This is a genomic window from Streptomyces sp. NPDC056503 (assembly GCF_042794995.1).
Taxonomy (GTDB): domain Bacteria; phylum Actinomycetota; class Actinomycetes; order Streptomycetales; family Streptomycetaceae; genus Streptomyces.
This window is the reverse complement of sequence record NZ_JBHTST010000049.1, coordinates 34346-50209: the sequence shown is the minus strand read 5'-3', so window position 1 is coordinate 50209 and position 15864 is coordinate 34346. Positions and strand designations below refer to the sequence as shown.

The window sequence follows — 15864 nt, the reverse complement described above, 5'->3', positions numbered from 1 at the left end:
GCCGGATGGCGGGCCGCCCCTCTTTTCCGCGGACGAGGTCCGTCGTCCGGCCGATCAGTGCTTGAAGACGTCCTTCGCCTTCTCCTTGGCCTCGCGGGCGTCGCCCTTGGCCTGCTCGGCCCGGCCCTCCGCCTCCAGACGCTCGTCGTCGGTCATCCGGCCGACGACCTCCTTCGCCTTGCCCTTGGCGCGCTCGCCCTTGGCCTTCATCTTCTGCTCACCGGACACCAGGAACCACTCCTTCTCCGTGCGACACATCCGACACGTCTGACACGGGACGTCTGACCGGTACGGACGAGAACAAACCATCCGAACGCGCCGACCGTCCGTTCAGCAGACGCGGTGGTACGGCGGGGAGATCACCGTGCGGCCCTCGGGGACGCCCCGGACCGCGGCTGTCTCCCGGCCGGCCTTGGAGCCGGGCCGCGGCGGGGCCGGACGGACGGGCGGCGCGACGGACCAGGTTTGACCCGGGCGTGTCCGGCGAGACGACCCCCATGAGCCTTTCGCGGAACGACGAACCGAACCAGTTCCCCTGGACCGGCCCCTACGCCGTGCCGGACTACCCCGACCTGCCGCGGACGGACGACCCCGACGTGGAGCGGGTACCCGACTCCGGCGCGGAGGGGGCGTACGACCCGGCGGACACACGGGAGCCGCCCGTGCTCCCGGCGCCGTTCGCCGAGAAGGCCCGCGCGGCCGCGCACGGGGCGCGGGGCACCGGGAGCGACCTGTGGACCGCCGTGCGCGCGCACAAGGCGGTGACGGGGGGTGCCGCCGTGGGCGCGGCGGCCGCTCTCGCCCTCGCGCACGTGTGGGGACGGCGGGCCGGGCGCCGGGCGGCACGGCGCGGCCTCGGTCCGGTCGCCCTGCTCTTCGAGCGCCGCCTCTGAACGAGGGCTTCCCGCCCCTGCCGGAGGCGCGTCCCGGTACGCAGGCCGACCGCCTCCCGCCGTGCCTCCGCCGTTCCTCCGTCTTCCTTCCGCAACCGTCCTTCCGGAGGTCGATCTCCATGATCCCCCTGCTTCTCGTGCTGCTCCTCGTCCTGCTGCTCTTCGGCGCCGGCTTCGCGCTCAAGGCGCTCTGGTGGGTCGCCGTCATCGTGCTCGTCCTGTGGCTGGTGGGCTTCGTGGCCCGGCCGAAGGGCGGCACGGGCCGCTGGTACCGCTGGTAGGCGGCCCCGCTGCGTGGACCCGCCCGCGGCGTGACCGAGCCCGGCACCTCCGTCAGGAGCGTGCCGGGCTCGGTCGTGCGCTCGGGCTCAGGCGGTCAGCACCGAGTCGTCCTCGGGGCGCGCGCCCGGAAGCCGGTGGCGGGCCGCGATCAGCGCCGTGTCCACGTCGCGCGTGCCGGTGGAGACGCACAGCGTGTACGCGAGGTCGTCCATGCGCCGGCGTACCTCGTCGCCGCCGTCCTCCGCCCCGAGCACCTTGAGCGTCTCGTACTGCTCGATGAGATTGCGCAGCACCACGGGATGGGCCATCAACACGTTCTGCTCCCTTGTCCGCAGGGCGGCTACCGCCCGGTTCGACGCGCGTGTACCCCGGCTCCGGCGTCGCATGCGCCTGCCCCGGGACCCGGGCCGACGGCGGGTTCCGGCCGTATGACCCGGCACCGCCCTCCTCTTGTCGATCACGGAGGGGTAGTGTCGTCATGATTGCCGTACGGCAACGATCGCGGCAGCCGGAACCGTCCCGGAGGAGCGGACGTCCGGCCCGTGACCGGGGCCGACGGTCCGTGAACGAAGCGTGGTGGAACGAGGATGGGGCATGTCTGAGACGACGACCAAGGGCTCCTCGAGCCGGGGGCGGCCCGGACCGGCCGCGATGGGCGAGGCCGAGCTCCGGCAGCTCCTGGCCGGACTCACGGCGGTGCGGGACGGTGACTTCGGCACCCGTCTGCCCGACGAGGCGGACGGTCTGATGGGCGAGATCTCCCGGGTGTTCAACGGGATGGTCGACCAGCTCTCCCTGTTCACGTCCGAGGTGACGCGGGTGTCCCGGGAGGTCGGCACGGAGGGGACGCTGGGCGGACAGGCCGAGGTGCCCGGCGTCTCCGGGAGCTGGGCCGACCTCACCGACTCGGTGAACGCGATGGCCGGCAACCTCACCACCCAGGTCCGCGACATCGCCCAGGTGGCCACCGCGGTCGCCAGGGGAGACCTCTCCCAGAAGATCGACGTGGACGCCCGCGGCGAGATCCTGGAGCTCAAGAACACCATCAACACCATGGTCGACCAGCTCTCCTCCTTCGCCGACGAGGTCACGCGGATGGCCCGTGACGTGGGCACGGAGGGCATCCTCGGCGGCCAGGCGGACGTGAAGGGCGCCTCCGGCACCTGGCGCGACCTGACCGACTCCGTCAACTCCATGGCGGGCAACCTCACCGCCCAGGTGAGGGCGATCGCCCATGTGGCCACGGCGGTGGCGGGCGGCGACCTGTCGAAGAAGGTCGACGTGGACGCCCGCGGCGAGATCCTGGAGCTGAAGACGACCATCAACACGATGGTCGACCAGCTCTCGGCCTTCGCCGACGAGGTGACCCGGGTCGCCCGCGAGGTGGGGACCGAGGGCAACCTCGGCGGCCAGGCCACCGTCCGGGGAGCCTCGGGCACCTGGAAGGACCTGACCGACAACGTCAACGTGATGGCGTCCAACCTCACCGGGCAGGTGCGTTCGATCGCCCAGGTCGCCACCGCCGTCGCCCGCGGCGACCTCTCCCGCCGCATCACCGTGGAGGCCAAGGGCGAGGTCGCCGCCCTCGCGGACACGATCAACACCATGGTGGACACCCTGTCGGCCTTCGCCGACGAGGTGACCCGGGTCGCCCGCGAGGTCGGTACCGAGGGCCGGCTCGGCGGCCAGGCCCGGGTGCCCAACGTGGCCGGCACCTGGAAGGACCTCACCGACAACGTCAACTCCATGGCGAACAACCTGACCGGACAGGTCCGGAACATCGCCCAGGTCACCACCGCCGTCGCCAACGGCGACCTCTCCAAGAAGATCGACGTCGACGCCCGCGGCGAGATCCTGGAGCTGAAGACGACCATCAACACGATGGTCGACCAGCTGTCCTCCTTCGCGGCCGAGGTGACCCGGGTCGCCCGCGAGGTCGGCAGCGAGGGCCGGCTCGGAGGACAGGCCGAGGTCGAGGGCGTCTCCGGGACCTGGAAGCGGCTGACCGAGAATGTCAACGAGCTGGCCGGCAACCTCACCCGCCAGGTTCGCGCCATCGCCGAGGTCGCGAGCGCCGTCGCCGAAGGCGACCTGACCCGCTCGATCACCGTCGAGGCGTCGGGCGAGGTGGCCGAGCTCAAGGACAACATCAACGCGATGGTCGGCTCCCTGCGCGAGACGACGCGGGCCAACCAGGAACAGGACTGGCTGAAGTCCAGCCTGGCCCGGATCTCCGCGCTGATGCAGGGCCACCGGGACCTGGCCGTCGTCGCCGAGCTCGTCATGGACGAGCTGACCCCGCTCGTCGCCGCCCAGTACGGCGCGTTCTACCTGGCCGAGGAGGGCGCGGACGGCGTCGAGCTCGGCCTCGTCGGCTCCTACGGACGACCCGCCGGCGACGGGGGACGCGACCGCTTCCGGCTGGGCGAGTCGCTCGTCGGACAGGCCGCCCGCAACCACCGCGCCATCACCGCCGAGAACGTCCCCGCCGACTACGTCACGATCTCCTCGGGCCTCGGCAGCACGGCCCGGGGCAGCCTGGTGGTGCTGCCGATCGTCGTCGAGGACCAGGTGCTCGGCGTCATCGAGCTCATGTCCTTCACCCCCTTCACCTCCGTGCACCGGGACTTCCTGGAACAGCTCATGGAGACGGTGGGCGTCAACGTCAGCACCATCGTCGCCAACGCCCGCACCGACGAACTGCTGGACGAGTCCCAGCGACTGGCCGGCGAGCTCCGCTCGCGCACCGAGGAACTCCAGGTGCGGCAGGAGGAGCTCCAGCTCTCCAACGCCGAGCTGGAGGAGAAGGCGGCCCTCCTCGCCACGCAGAACCGCGACATCGAGGCCAAGAACCTCCAGATCGAGCAGGCCCGGCAGGAACTGGAGGACCGCGCCCAGCAGCTCGCGCTGGCCTCGACGTACAAGTCCGAGTTCCTGGCCAACATGAGCCACGAACTGCGCACCCCGCTCAACAGCCTGCTGATCCTGGCCCAGTTGCTGGCCCAGAACCCGACCCGCAACCTCACGGCCAAGCAGGTCGAGTACGCCGGCATCATCCACTCGGCCGGATCCGACCTGCTGCAGCTGATCAACGACATCCTCGACCTGTCCAAGGTGGAGGCCGGGAAGATGGACCTCAACCCGGAGCGCGTGCCCCTGCGCAGGCTCCTCGACTACGTCGAGGCCACCTTCCGCCCCCTCACCTCGCAGAAGAGCCTCGCCTTCACGGTCTCCACGGCCGCCGGCGTCCCGGTCGACCTCGTCACGGACGACTCCCGGCTCCGCCAGGTGCTGCGGAACCTGCTGTCGAACGCGGTCAAGTTCACCGAACGCGGCGGCGTCGAGCTCCGCATCGAACCGGCGTCGGACGACGAGCTGCCCCCGTCGGTCCAGCGGGGCGGCCCCGTCGTCGCCTTCCGCGTCACGGACACCGGCATCGGCATCGCCACCGAGAACCTGGAGGCCATCTTCGGCGCCTTCCAGCAGGCCGACGGCACGACCAACCGGAAGTACGGCGGCACCGGCCTCGGCCTCTCCATCAGCCGCGAGATCGCGTACCTGCTCGGCGGTGCCCTCACGGTCCGGAGTGTGGCCGGCGAGGGCAGCACCTTCACCCTCTACCTGCCCGTCACCCGCACCGACTTCACGGAACGGCCGGACCCCGACGTCCCGCGGACGGAGACCGCCACGGGCGTCCCGCTCCCCGCCCGGAGCGCCGCGCGCGCCCTGCCTGCCGGGCCCGGCGCGGCGACCGGCCGGCCGACGAGGCGCCTCCTCGTGATCGAGGAGCGCCCACGAGGACTCCTCGCCGTCGTCGCCGAGAACGCGGTCACGCAACTCGCCGCCGACGGCGGGCACGCCGAGCGGGCGGACATCGAACTGATCGCGGTGGTCGGCCCGCAGGAGGCCGCCACGGCGCTCGCCACCCAGCCGTTCCACTGCGTCGTGCTCGACGTCGACATGGCGGACGGCGACGCCCTGCGCTTCCTGGACGCCATGGACGGCGACGAGGGGCTGCGCACCGTCCCCGTCCTCGCCCACAACAACCGCCGGCTCCCCGCCGACGAGGAGGGCGCCCTGCAGGAGCTCGCCCGCCGCCGCCCGCTGGAACTCCTGTCCAGCCTCGACGAGCTGCGCGAACGGATCGCCCTGCACCTGTCCGCGGAGCAGCCCGGCGACGTCGTTCCCCTGGTCCGCGGGGACCACTGGGCCCCGGCACCCCAGACCATCGACACCGCGCTGCACGGCCGGACCGTCCTCGTCGTCGACGACGACGCCCGCAACCTCTACGCCCTCAGCGGCATCCTGGAGCTGCGCGGCATCAAGGTCCTGCACGCCGAGAACGGCCGGAAGGGGATCGAGACGCTCCTGGCGAACCCGTCCGTCGCCCTCGTCCTCATGGACGTGATGATGCCGGAGATGGACGGCTACACGGCGACGGCACGGATCAGGGAGCTGTCGCAGTACGCGGACCTGCCCGTGATCGCGGTCACCGCCAAGGCCATGCCGGGCGACCGGGAGAAGAGCCTCGCGTCGGGGGCCAGCGACTACGTCACCAAACCCGTCGACGCCGACGAGCTCGTCGCCTGCGTCGGCCGCTGGCTGAACGATGACTAGCCCCGTGCCCGTGCCCGCCGTGCCGGTCCGCGCTCCGCGGCCCGCGCCGCGCCGGTCCGGCACGCCCCGTCCCTGTCCGCACGGCGGCCCCGAGGCCGCCCCGACCGAGGAGTCGTCGACGTGACCGGACCCCGCGACCGGGACGGAGACCCGTCCGCCGGCCTTCCCGGTCAGGGCGCCCCGGCGTCCGTGGCGTCCGCGGGGGCGACTCCGTCCCCCCTGGGCGGCGAACGGCCCCCGGTGCGCCACGAGTCCGTCGACGGCCGGCTGACCGCCACGGTCGAGCGGCTCCGCGGAGAGGTGCGCGCCGCGCACGCGGCGGCCGAGGGGCGCGCCCTGATCGAACTCGCCAAGGGGGTCATCGTCGAGCGCCTGGGCTGCGGCCCCGCCCAGGCGGCACGGCAGCTCGCCGAACTCGCCGACCGGGCCGGACTGTCCCGGCTGGAGCTGGCCGCCGACATCATCAACGAGGCGGCCCGCGACCGGGTCGCCGAGGTCACGGGCGAGTTCGTGCGCACGGCCGTCGGCGAGCCCGGCACCCCCGGCCGGGCCGCGCGGCCCGCCTCCGTCGCGGTGCGGCTGCGTACGGCGGAGAGCGCGGCGCTCGGCGCGGACGACACCCAGGCCGTCGCCGAGTCGCTGCTCACGCACGCCCTCGAACCCCTGGGCGCCGTCGCCGTGGCGATCTGGACCACCGGCCCGGACGCCTCGCTGAGCCTGCGCGGCCACGCCGGCTTCGGCACCGACGAGGCGGCCCGCTGGCACCACGTCCCGCCGGGGGTGACCACCGCGGCCCGCCAGGCGCTGACCGGCCGCCGTACCGTCTGGTATCCCTCCCTGGCGGCCGCGGGCGTCCCCTCGATCGGACGCGCGCGCCACCCCGACGGCGGTCGGGTCGTCGTCCCGGCCGGGACCGGCGGCCGCATCCACGGCGTCCTGGAGATCTGCTGGGACCGGCCGCTCGACCCCCAGCCGCGGGCGGTGGAGCGTCAGATAGAGGCGCTCGCCGAACTCTGCGCCCACACCCTGGAGTCGCTGCCCGAGCACCGGCCCCCGGCCGGCTCCCTCGGCGCCGGCGGGGACGGCTCGCCGGAACTGGCCGCGCTCTCCGACGGCCTCTACGACCCCGCGCTCGTCCTGACCCCCCACCTGGACGAGGAGGGGAGGCTCGTCGACTTCCGCATCCGGCACGCCAACGCGCACTTCCAGGACCCGGCCGGACGGCCCCGCGGCTCCGTCGACGGGGCGCGGCTCCTGGAGGCGTACCCCGCCACGGCCGGCGGGAGCGAACTCTTCGAGCGGATCGAGCGGGTCTACGCCACCGGCGAGCCGTTCCGCGCCCGCCGCGCCCGGCTCACCGCCCTGGTGGACCAGGTCCCGCTCACCTCGCTCGCCGACATCAGCATCAGCCGGGTCGGAGCGAGCGTCCTCCTCATCTGGCGCGTCGAGGACGAGTCGGCGCGCCTCGCCAGCCTGCTCCAGCACGCCCAGCGCCTCGGCCGGGTCGGCGCCTTCGAGGAGGACGTCGTCACGGGGGACATCACCTGGCACGGCCAGCTCTTCGAGCTCTTCGGCCGCCGGTCGACCGAGCCGCCGGTCGCCCTGCGCGATCTGGCCGCCCACGCCCATCCCGACGACGCGGACACCATCCGGCGCTTCCTCCAGGCGGTGCTGTACCAGCGGCGGGTGGGCTCCACGGCCTTCCGCATGCTCCGCCACGACGGGGTCACGCGGCACATCCGGGTGACCGCCGAGCCGGCCCTGGGCACCGGCGGCGTCCTCCAGGTCGTCCGGGGCGCCTACCAGGACATCTCGGCGCAGCACTGGACCGAGGTCGCCCTCACGGCCACCCGCGACCGGCTGGTCGCCACGGAGGAGGCGGCCGAGGAGCGCAACCGGCTCACCCTCCAGCTCCAGCACGCCATCATGCCGCCGGCCAAACCGCCGCTCGACGCGCCGGGGCTCGACGTCGCCGTGCGCTACCGCCCGGCCGAGTCCGAGTCGCTGGTCGGCGGCGACTGGTACGACGCCGTGGTGCTGCCGAACAAGAAGGTGCTGCTGTGCGTCGGGGACGTGGCGGGCCACGGCGTGGAGGCCGCCACCGGGATGGTGGTGCTGCGCAACGCCCTGCGGGGCCTGGCGGTCACGGGCGCGGGACCGGGACAGCTGCTGTCCTGGCTGAACAGCGTCGCCCATCACCTCACCACCCATGTCACGGCCACCGCCGTGTGCGGCGTGTACGACCCCGGGACCCGCACGCTGCGCTGGGCCCGCGCCGGGCACCTGCCGCCGGTGCTGGTGCGCGGGGACGAGGCCGTGGACCTGCCGCTGCTGCGGGGGATGCTGCTGGGGGCGCTCGCGGAGGCCGAGTACGAGGAGGCGGAGCTCCGGCTCGAAGCCGGTGACAACGTGCTGATGTACACCGACGGACTGGTCGAACGGCGGGACACCGCCGTCCACGACTCCGTCGCCCAGCTGCTCGCCGTCGCCCGGCTGCCGTCCGAAAGCCTCGAAGGACGGCTGGACCAGCTCCTGGCACGCAGCAAGTCGGACACCGACGACGACACGTGTGTGATCGGTGTCCAGGTGTCCTGACACCCGCCCCACCGCCCGCCGCCCGACCGTCCACCGACCGCCCGCCCACCGACCGCCCCCACCGGAAAGCAGGGAACATGTCCGAGCAGGAAGCGAACCTGGATGTAGACGTCGAGATCCGTGACGCCCTCACGGCGGTGCTGTCCGTGGGGGGTGAGCTGGACATGGAGACGGCCGGCCGGCTCGAAGAGCACATGGCGGAACAGCTCCGCCAGGGGCGGTGCCACGTCGTCCTCGATCTCTCCGCCCTCGCCTTCATGGACTCGTCGGGGCTGAACGTCCTGATCAGGGCGGTCCACCGGGCGCGGGACGCCGGCGGCGACCTGCATCTCGCCGCGCCGACCCCGCCGGTGCGGCGGATCCTGGAGATCACCGGAGTGACGGCGACGATGCCGCCGCACGACGGCGTGCCGGAGGCGCTGGCCGCGGCCGGCGGCGCGAGATAGCGGAAGGGCCGTGCGGTCCCCGGTCACGGGGCCGGGACCGGGCGACGAGGAAGAGGAAGAGCGTGCACGAGATCGCCGACATCGAGCAGGCGCTCCGCCGGGCGGCTCCGCACCAGCTGGCGGGCGTGGTCGAGGACGCCCTGCGGGAGCGCTGCGGGGCCCTGCGGGTGGAACTCCGCCTGGCCGACTACGGCTTGCGGACGCTCCAGCTCGTCGAGCGCACCGCCGGGGCGGAGGTGTCGGTCCCGATCCACGACAGCCCGCAGGGGCGTGCCTTCGGCGCCCAGGAGCCGTACGTCCTCCGGGAGGCCGGGGCGCTCCTGCTCCACCTGCCCGTCACCGTCCGCGGAGACCGGCTGGGGGTCCTGACGGTCACCCTGCCCGCGGACGCGGACCTCCGGCCCCTGCTCCCGGGACTCGCCCAGCTCTGCGAGGCGCTCGGCCACGAGATCCTGGTCGCCGAGCGCGACACGGACCTGTACGTCCTGGCCCGTCGTGCGACGCGGCTGACGCTCGCGGCGGAGATGCAGTGGCAGCTCCTGCCCGGCCGTTCCTGCGCCCGGCCCGAGTTCGCCCTCGCCGCCCACCTGGAGCCCGCCTACGCCATCTTCGGCGACAACTACGACTGGTCGGTCTCGGACGGCCGGCTGACCCTGGCCGTCACCAACGGCATGGGGGAGGGCATCGAGGCGGCCCTGCTGACGAACCTCGCGATCAACGCGCTCCGCAACGCCCGCCGCGCCGGTCTCGCCCTCGCGGACCAGGCCGCTCTGGCCGACCAGGCCGTGTACGCGCAGTACCGGGGCGGCGCCTTCGTCTCCGTGCTCCTGCTCTGCTTCGACCTGGCCACGGGCGAGGTCGAGGCCGTGGACGCCGGTTCGCCCCGCCTGTGGCGGCTGCGGGGCCACACGGTGGAACCCGTCCGCTTCGAGGCGCAGTTGCCGCTCGGCATGTTCGAGGACACCGTCTACGTCCCCGAGCGGTTCGCCGTGCGGCCGGGGGACCGCCTGCTGTTCGGCAGCGACGGCGTGTACGCCGCCGTCTCGCCCGCCGGGGAGAGCTACGGGGACCGGGCTCTGGCCCGGGCGCTGCGCGGGACGCGCCTGCTGCCGCCCACGCACGTGCCGCAGGCGGTGCTGCGGGAGCTCGCCGCCCACCACGGCGGCGTCCCGCTGGAGGACGACGCCCTCGTCGTCTGTCTCGACTGGCACGGCACCGTGTCAACAGTTGCCGAATGACAACTGTATCCTTGGGGCAACACCTGGCGGGTGCCCGGTAGATCGCGTCAAGGACGACCAGAGGTGGCAATGAGGACGAGGGGTGTGCGCCCGGCCGGAGACGGTGCCGCGCGGAGATCAGGCCGAACTGACGTTCTTCAGCGGCGTGCGGGGGCGTGACGAGGCGGTCGGTCCGCTTCCTTCCAGGGCCTCCTGGAAGCCGGCGAGTCCCCGCAGCAGCGCCTTGCGGCTCGTCGGGGACATGTCCCCGATGACCGCGAGCAGGGCCTCCTCGCGCTGGGTCCGGAGCTCCCGCAGGTACGCCTTGCCGTGGACGGTCAGGTGCAGCTCCAGCTGCCGCCGGCTCACCGGGCTGGGCAGGCGCTGGACGAAGCCCAGCGCCTCCAGCCGGTCGCACATGCGGCTCACGGAGGGCGGCGCGGAGCCGAGCAGGTCGCCCAGCGTGCGCAGGCTGATGCCCTCCTCGCGGTCCAGGCTGTACAGCACGCGCAGCTGACTCGCCGAGACCGGTGTCGCCGACACCATGTCCCGGCCGCGCTCCCACAGCACCTCCAGCAGCTCGATGAGCTCCCGAGCGGCCTCGGCCGTCTGCTGCGGTTCCCGCGGGGACGGGGCGGGGTTGCTGTTCATGCCTGCCCACACTCCTCGGACGTTCGGGGCCGAGGACATCGGCCTGGCGGCGGACCGGTCATCTCCACATCTCTCCAGAAGGCGGTACGGACCCGGTGGACCGACACGTGACAGTGGAAGGCGCACTGCGCGGGGCGGCACCACATCTCCTTCTGGACTCCCTCCGTACCAGTCTCGCGCACCTGTACGCCGCGACCTCCGCCGACCTGCTGCTCATCGACTACGGATGCACGTCCCTGCGCCCCGTGGAACCCGTGGAGACACCCGCCGGGATGCCCCACGTGCCCGTGGACGCGGGCCCCGCGGGCCGCGTCTTCCGCACGCAGCAACCATATCTTTTCCGTGATGTCGGGCCCACGGCGACCGTTTACCTTCCCGTCACGGTCCGCGGCGACCGGTTCGGCGTCCTCGTGGTCGTCCTGCCGGCCGACCGGGGCACCCCGGAGACCACCGCGAGCCTCGCCCGGGTCGCCGAGACGCTCGGACACGCCCTGCGCGTCGCCGACCGTCACACCGACCTGTACCGGCGCACCCGCAGGACCCACGCCCTCAGCGTCGCCGGGGAGATGCAGTGGGACACCCTGCCGGGCCGGGCCTTCGCCGGACCGGCCTTCGACCTCCACGCCTACTGGGAGCCCGCCTACACCTCCGGAGGGCACCTCCTGGACTGGAGCGTGACCGGGCACGGACTCCAGCTGGCCGTCGCCGACGGCGCCGGCCCCGGCACCCCGGCCGCCCTGGTGAGCGCCCTCGCGCTGACGGCGGTCCGCAACGCCCGCCGGGCCGGCCTCGACCTGGTGGCGCAGGCCAGCCTCACCGACCAGGCGCTCTACGGGCAGTACCGCGGGAAGAGCCCGCTCGCCGCCCTGCTGCTCCGCCTCGACCTGGACAGCGGCGAGATCGAGGTGGTCGACGCCGGGTCGCCGACGCTCTGGCGGATCCGCGGCACGACGACCGAGCGCATCGAACTGGACCGCCAGCTGCCCCTCGGCATGTTCGAGGACACCGTCTACGCCACCCAGCACCTGAGCCTCCGCCGCGGCGACCGGCTGGTCTTCGTCGCCGCGGGGGAGCACGGGGCACCGGACGGTCCGGTCGCCCGCGCCCTGGCCGGGGCCGGCCGGCTGAGGGGCGCGGACGCCCCCGGGGCGGTCGTGCGGGCCCTGCGCGAGACGCCCCGTGGCGCTCCGGACACCGTCCTCGTACTCTGTCTCGACTGGCGCGGACACGGGGCCGGGACACCGGAAGCGGGACGGGGCGGGGAGCCCGCCCCACCCCCGCCGTCCCCCTGACGCACCGCCGGCGGGTGTGATCCCCGGTGCGGGCGGTGTGGGAACGGCGAAGTGGGGAAAGGCGGAGTACGAGGCGACCAGCCGAGCCGACCCACCCGGACGAGGGGAGCAGCAGCGCCATGACGGACGCGATCACCGCGGAGCGTGCAGCACCGGAGCCCCTGCTGTCCGTGAGCGCCGTCTACGACGACGCCTCCCACGGCGGCGGCGCGATCGCCTCCGCCCGCGCCTTCACGGCCGACTTCCTCGCCGCCGCCCCGTCCGTGCGGCCCGAACCGGTGCCGGACGAGCGCGTCGAACTGGCGCAGCTGGTGGTCAGCGAGCTGGTGACCAACGCGATCCGGCACACGGCCGGCCCCTGCCGACTGCGGCTGGAGCTGCGGCGGGACACCCTGGAGATCTCGGTCTTCGACGGCGAGGCCGCCGCCCCCGTGCCCCGCGGACACGATCCCCGCCGCATCGGCCAGCACGGCGTCGAGATCGTCGTCGCGGTCTGCGAGAGCCTGACCGTGGAGCCCGCCCCGGAGGGGAAGCGGGTCCGCGCCCTCCTCTCCCTCCTGCCCGAGTAGGCCCGCCCGGTCGACCCGGAGCGCCCGGTCCGCCCGGTCGACCCGGAGCGCCGGGGCGCGCGCCGACCCCACGGCTCCGCACCGGCCCGCCCGGCCCGGGAGGGCACCGGGGGAGCCGGCCGGCCGGGCCCTCACCGCCGCGCGTCCGCCCGGCGGGCCGACCGGCGCCGGAGGGCCTGCCGCTCGGCCTCGGTGAGGCCGCCCCACACACCCGCCGGCGGGTGGGGATCCGCCATGGCCGTACGCAGACACCGGTTCCGCACCGGGCAGCGCCCGCAGACCTTCTTGGCCTCTTCGGCCTGGGCCAGGGCGGGCGACCCCATCCCCACCGGGAAGAACAGATCGGGGTCGACCTCCTGGCAGGCGGCGGCCGTACGCCAGCTGTCCATGCGAGCCTCCTGGTACACGAGTCGGGGTTCCGTCCCCGTCCGCCTGACCGTTCGCCCGCCCTCGAAACCCGGGCGGTGACCGGTCCGGCGCCCGCGTGTCACCGGGCCCGGCCGACTTCCCACCGTCTTGAATCCGAAGGGGTGGGGAACGCGGAAGGGGGCAGGGAAGTCGGAGCCGCTCCTCGCGCCGGGAAGGTCCGCGCGGGAGCCGGGACGGAGGAAGGCGCGGGTGTTCTCGGTAGAGGTCGGGCAGGAGGAGCGGGGGACGGTGCTGGTGCTGCGCGGTGAACTGGACTTCGACAGCGCCGTGCAGCTCGACGAGGCCGCGCGCGGAGAGCCGGCACCGTCCGGCGGGAAGGGGCCCGTCGTGGTCGACCTGGCCGCGGTGACCTTCTGCGACTCCAGCGGCGTCAGCGCCCTGCTGCGGCTCCACCGGAGACTCTCCGCCCAGGGCCGGCTCCTGACGCTCGCCGCCGTACCGCCCACGGTCCTCCGCCTCTTCGCCCTGACGGGGCTGGACCGGATCTTCACCGCACACCCCGACGCGGAACGGGCACTCGCCGCGGGACCGGCGGGCCCGGACACCGCCACCGGAGCCGTGGCACCGGCCCGGCAGAACAGGGAAGAGACCGCATGAGGCGCGTACCGGGTCAGCAGCCACACCGGCCCGGCCGGGCGGAGGACACCGGTCCCGCCGCCGTCGGCCCGGCGGAGGAGGACCTCCGAGCCCTGTTCGGACAGGCGACCGCGGTCTTCGCGTCCCTCGCCGGACCGGCGCACACCGTGGAGAGCGCGAACCCGGCCTTCTTCGGCGCCATCGGGGCCGGCCGGCACGCCCGCACCGGCGTACCCCTCGGGCAGCTGCTGCCCGAACCCGCCGACCAGGGACTCATCGCCTTCCTGGACCGGGTCTACCGCACCGGCGAGCCGCACACCGGCCGCGACGCCAAGGTCCTCCTCGGCGACGGGGCCCGGCACCGGGAGGCGTTCTTCGACCTCACCTACGAGCCGCGCGTCGACTCCGGCGGCAACGTCACCGGCGTCCGGGTCATCGGGGTGGAGACGACCCAGGTCAGGCAGGCCCAGCGGTTCACGGCGGAACACCGTGTGCTCCTGGAGCGGATCGCCCGTCAGGCGCCCCTGGGCGAGGTCCTGGACGGCATGGCCCGCGCGATAGAGGAGCTGTCGACCGACGACCTCGCGGTCTCCGTCCTCCTCGCCGACGACGACGGCAGGCGCCTCCTCCACGGAGCGGCCCCCAGCCTGCCCGACTTCTACAACGAGGCCATCGACGGGATCGACGTCGGCGAGGGCGTCGGATCCTGCGGCACCGCCGCCCACCGCCGTGAACCCGTGATCGTCTCCGACATCACCACGGACCCCCTGTGGGACGACTTCCGCGACCTGGCGCGGCGGGCCGGGGTGTCCGCCTGCTGGTCCACGCCCGTCCTGGGGCGCGACGGCACCCTCCTGGGCACGTTCGCCATGTACCACCGCACCCCGCGCGCCCCCCGGGAGGCCGACCTGGTCCTCGCCCGCCTCTTCGCCGACACCGCGGCGCTCGCCGTGGAGCGGCAGAAGGCCGAGACCGCCCGCACGGCGGCCGAGACCCGGGAGCGGGCGGCCCGCGAGGACCTCGCCTTCCTCCTGCGGGCCAGCACGGCCCTCACCGTCGACCTCGACGCCGTCCAGACCCTGGAGCGCCTGGCCGACTCCTGCGCCCCGCGCCTGGCGTCGCTGTGCGCCGTCGACATCGTGGAGAACGGGCGCCTGCGCCGCGTCGCCGCGGCGGCCCCGGACGACCGGTGGCGCCGGGTCCTCGCCTCGCACCTCCCGGTCTACGACCCCGACGACGACGCCGTCGCCCGGGTCCTCGCCACGCGCGTGAGCGAGGTCGCGCGGCGCGGGCCCACCGGCCCCGGCCCCTGGAAGGAACTCGGAGTCACCGGCTACCTGTGCGTCCCGCTCCTGGACCGGGGCACCGCCTTCGGCGCCGTGACCCTGCTCTCCACCGAGGAGGACGCCTTCGACGGACACCGCGTGGCCCTCGCCGAGGAACTCGCCCGGCGCGCCGCCTCCGCCGCCCGCAACGCCCGCCAGTACACCCACCGGGTGACCCTCGCCCGGGACCTCCAGGCCGGGCTGCTCATGCCGGAACTCCCCGACGTGCCCGGCGCGGACGTCGCCACCTCCTACCACCCGGCCGGCGAGGGCCTCGACATCGGCGGCGACTTCTACGACGTCTTCCCGCTGGACGACGGCCGGTGGGCGTTCCTGCTCGGCGACGTCTGCGGACGCGGCGCCATCGCCGCCACCACCACCGCCCTCGTACGCCACACCGCACGGGCCGTCGCCCCCCTCCTGCCCGGTCCCGCGGACGTCGTCGCGGCCGTCAACCGGGCCCTCGTCAACAGGCCGGGCAGCCACGGAACCGGCTTCGTCACCCTCGTGTACGGCCGGCTCACCCCCACCGCGGACGGACTGGAGGTCGAACTGGTCAGGGCGGGCCACACCCTCCCCCTCCTCCTCGACTCCCGCCACTCCACCCGCCTCGTCGACGCCCCCGGGTCCCTGCTCGGCATCTCCCCGGACGTCGACGTGGCCTCCCGCACCCTCCGTCTCGCCCCGCACGAGAGCCTGTTGCTCTACACCGACGGCATCACCGAGGCCCGCGACGGCGACGGCGAGCAGTTCGGCGAGCGGCGCCTCGCCGAGGCCGTCGCCGCCGCCCCGCCCCGCCCCTCGGCCCAGGAGGTCGTCGACGCCGTCACCCGGACGGTGCGCGAGTTCACCGGTGGCCACGAGATCGACGACGACCGGGCGGTGCTCGTCCTCACCGCCACCTGAACGGCCCTTCCGGCACCGGGGGCCGACCGGAAGAGGGAGGCCCGCCCGACGCGCGGCGCGCCCCGG

14 protein-coding genes are annotated in these 15864 nt (G+C 74.1%); 10 read left to right on the top strand and 4 right to left on the bottom strand.

What is annotated here, in order from left to right:
• Positions 1–54: 54 nt before the first annotated feature.
• Entirely contained in the window at positions 55–228 is a 174-nt protein-coding gene (locus ACFQ8C_RS17225) for a CsbD family protein (protein WP_383457815.1), read from the bottom strand.
• 269 nt (positions 229–497) lie between these two features.
• On the opposite strand from ACFQ8C_RS17225, the gene ACFQ8C_RS17220 reads away from it, so the two are divergent.
• Together ACFQ8C_RS17220 and ACFQ8C_RS17215 are read left to right on the top strand one after the other, a co-directional pair.
• A complete protein-coding gene (locus tag ACFQ8C_RS17220) occupies positions 498–893 on the top strand; it encodes a hypothetical protein (RefSeq protein WP_383457813.1) in 396 nt (131 codons plus the stop codon).
• A gap of 119 nt (positions 894–1012) precedes the next feature.
• On the top strand, positions 1013–1174 hold the full coding sequence (locus ACFQ8C_RS17215; RefSeq protein WP_383457811.1) for a hydrophobic protein: 162 nt from the start codon (positions 1013–1015) through the stop codon (positions 1172–1174).
• A gap of 87 nt (positions 1175–1261) precedes the next feature.
• Here the strand turns inward: ACFQ8C_RS17215 and ACFQ8C_RS17210 are convergent, their stop codons facing one another.
• Positions 1262–1489 (bottom strand): DUF5133 domain-containing protein, encoded by a 228-nt coding sequence (locus tag ACFQ8C_RS17210; protein WP_383457808.1) that lies wholly within the window; start codon positions 1487–1489, stop codon positions 1262–1264.
• 280 nt (positions 1490–1769) lie between these two features.
• Here ACFQ8C_RS17210 and ACFQ8C_RS17205 point away from each other — a divergent pair, with 280 nt between their 5' ends.
• The 4 genes from ACFQ8C_RS17205 (at position 1770) to ACFQ8C_RS17190 (ending at position 10071) form a co-directional block, all read left to right on the top strand.
• Positions 1770–5792, top strand: coding sequence for a HAMP domain-containing protein (locus tag ACFQ8C_RS17205; protein WP_383457805.1), 4023 nt, complete (start codon positions 1770–1772; stop codon positions 5790–5792).
• 120 nt (positions 5793–5912) lie between these two features.
• Complete coding sequence (locus tag ACFQ8C_RS17200; RefSeq protein WP_383457802.1) at positions 5913–8387, top strand: SpoIIE family protein phosphatase; 2475 nt, start codon at positions 5913–5915, stop codon at positions 8385–8387.
• Positions 8388–8464: 77 nt separating this feature from the next.
• A complete protein-coding gene (locus ACFQ8C_RS17195) occupies positions 8465–8833 on the top strand; it encodes an STAS domain-containing protein (protein WP_383457799.1) in 369 nt (122 codons plus the stop codon).
• Positions 8834–8895: 62 nt separating this feature from the next.
• Positions 8896–10071, top strand: coding sequence for a PP2C family protein-serine/threonine phosphatase (locus ACFQ8C_RS17190; protein ID WP_383457796.1), 1176 nt, complete (start codon positions 8896–8898; stop codon positions 10069–10071).
• Positions 10072–10188: 117 nt separating this feature from the next.
• Here ACFQ8C_RS17190 and ACFQ8C_RS17185 read toward each other — a convergent pair whose 3' ends face one another.
• Entirely contained in the window at positions 10189–10701 is a 513-nt protein-coding gene (locus tag ACFQ8C_RS17185) for a MarR family winged helix-turn-helix transcriptional regulator (RefSeq protein WP_383457792.1), read from the bottom strand.
• Positions 10702–10808: 107 nt separating this feature from the next.
• On the opposite strand from ACFQ8C_RS17185, the gene ACFQ8C_RS17180 reads away from it, so the two are divergent.
• On the top strand, positions 10809–11993 hold the full coding sequence (locus ACFQ8C_RS17180) for a PP2C family protein-serine/threonine phosphatase (RefSeq protein WP_383457789.1): 1185 nt from the start codon (positions 10809–10811) through the stop codon (positions 11991–11993).
• A gap of 119 nt (positions 11994–12112) precedes the next feature.
• Positions 12113–12562: an ATP-binding protein gene (locus tag ACFQ8C_RS17175; protein ID WP_383457787.1), complete on the top strand. Its 450-nt coding sequence runs from the start codon at positions 12113–12115 to the stop codon at positions 12560–12562.
• Positions 12563–12693: 131 nt separating this feature from the next.
• Here the strand turns inward: ACFQ8C_RS17175 and ACFQ8C_RS17170 are convergent, their stop codons facing one another.
• Entirely contained in the window at positions 12694–12951 is a 258-nt protein-coding gene (locus ACFQ8C_RS17170; RefSeq protein ID WP_383457784.1) for a WhiB family transcriptional regulator, read from the bottom strand.
• Between the two features lie 229 nt (positions 12952–13180).
• Between ACFQ8C_RS17170 and ACFQ8C_RS17165 the strand changes: the two genes are divergently transcribed.
• Both ACFQ8C_RS17165 and ACFQ8C_RS17160 read left to right on the top strand, forming a co-directional pair.
• Positions 13181–13588 carry an STAS domain-containing protein gene (locus ACFQ8C_RS17165; protein WP_383457781.1) on the top strand — a complete coding sequence of 136 codons (408 nt, stop codon included), beginning with the start codon at positions 13181–13183 and terminating at the stop codon, positions 13586–13588.
• Entirely contained in the window at positions 13585–15798 is a 2214-nt protein-coding gene (locus tag ACFQ8C_RS17160) for a SpoIIE family protein phosphatase (protein WP_383457778.1), read from the top strand. Before ACFQ8C_RS17165 ends, ACFQ8C_RS17160 begins: the two co-directional genes overlap by 4 nt.
• Positions 15799–15864 lie beyond the last annotated feature (66 nt).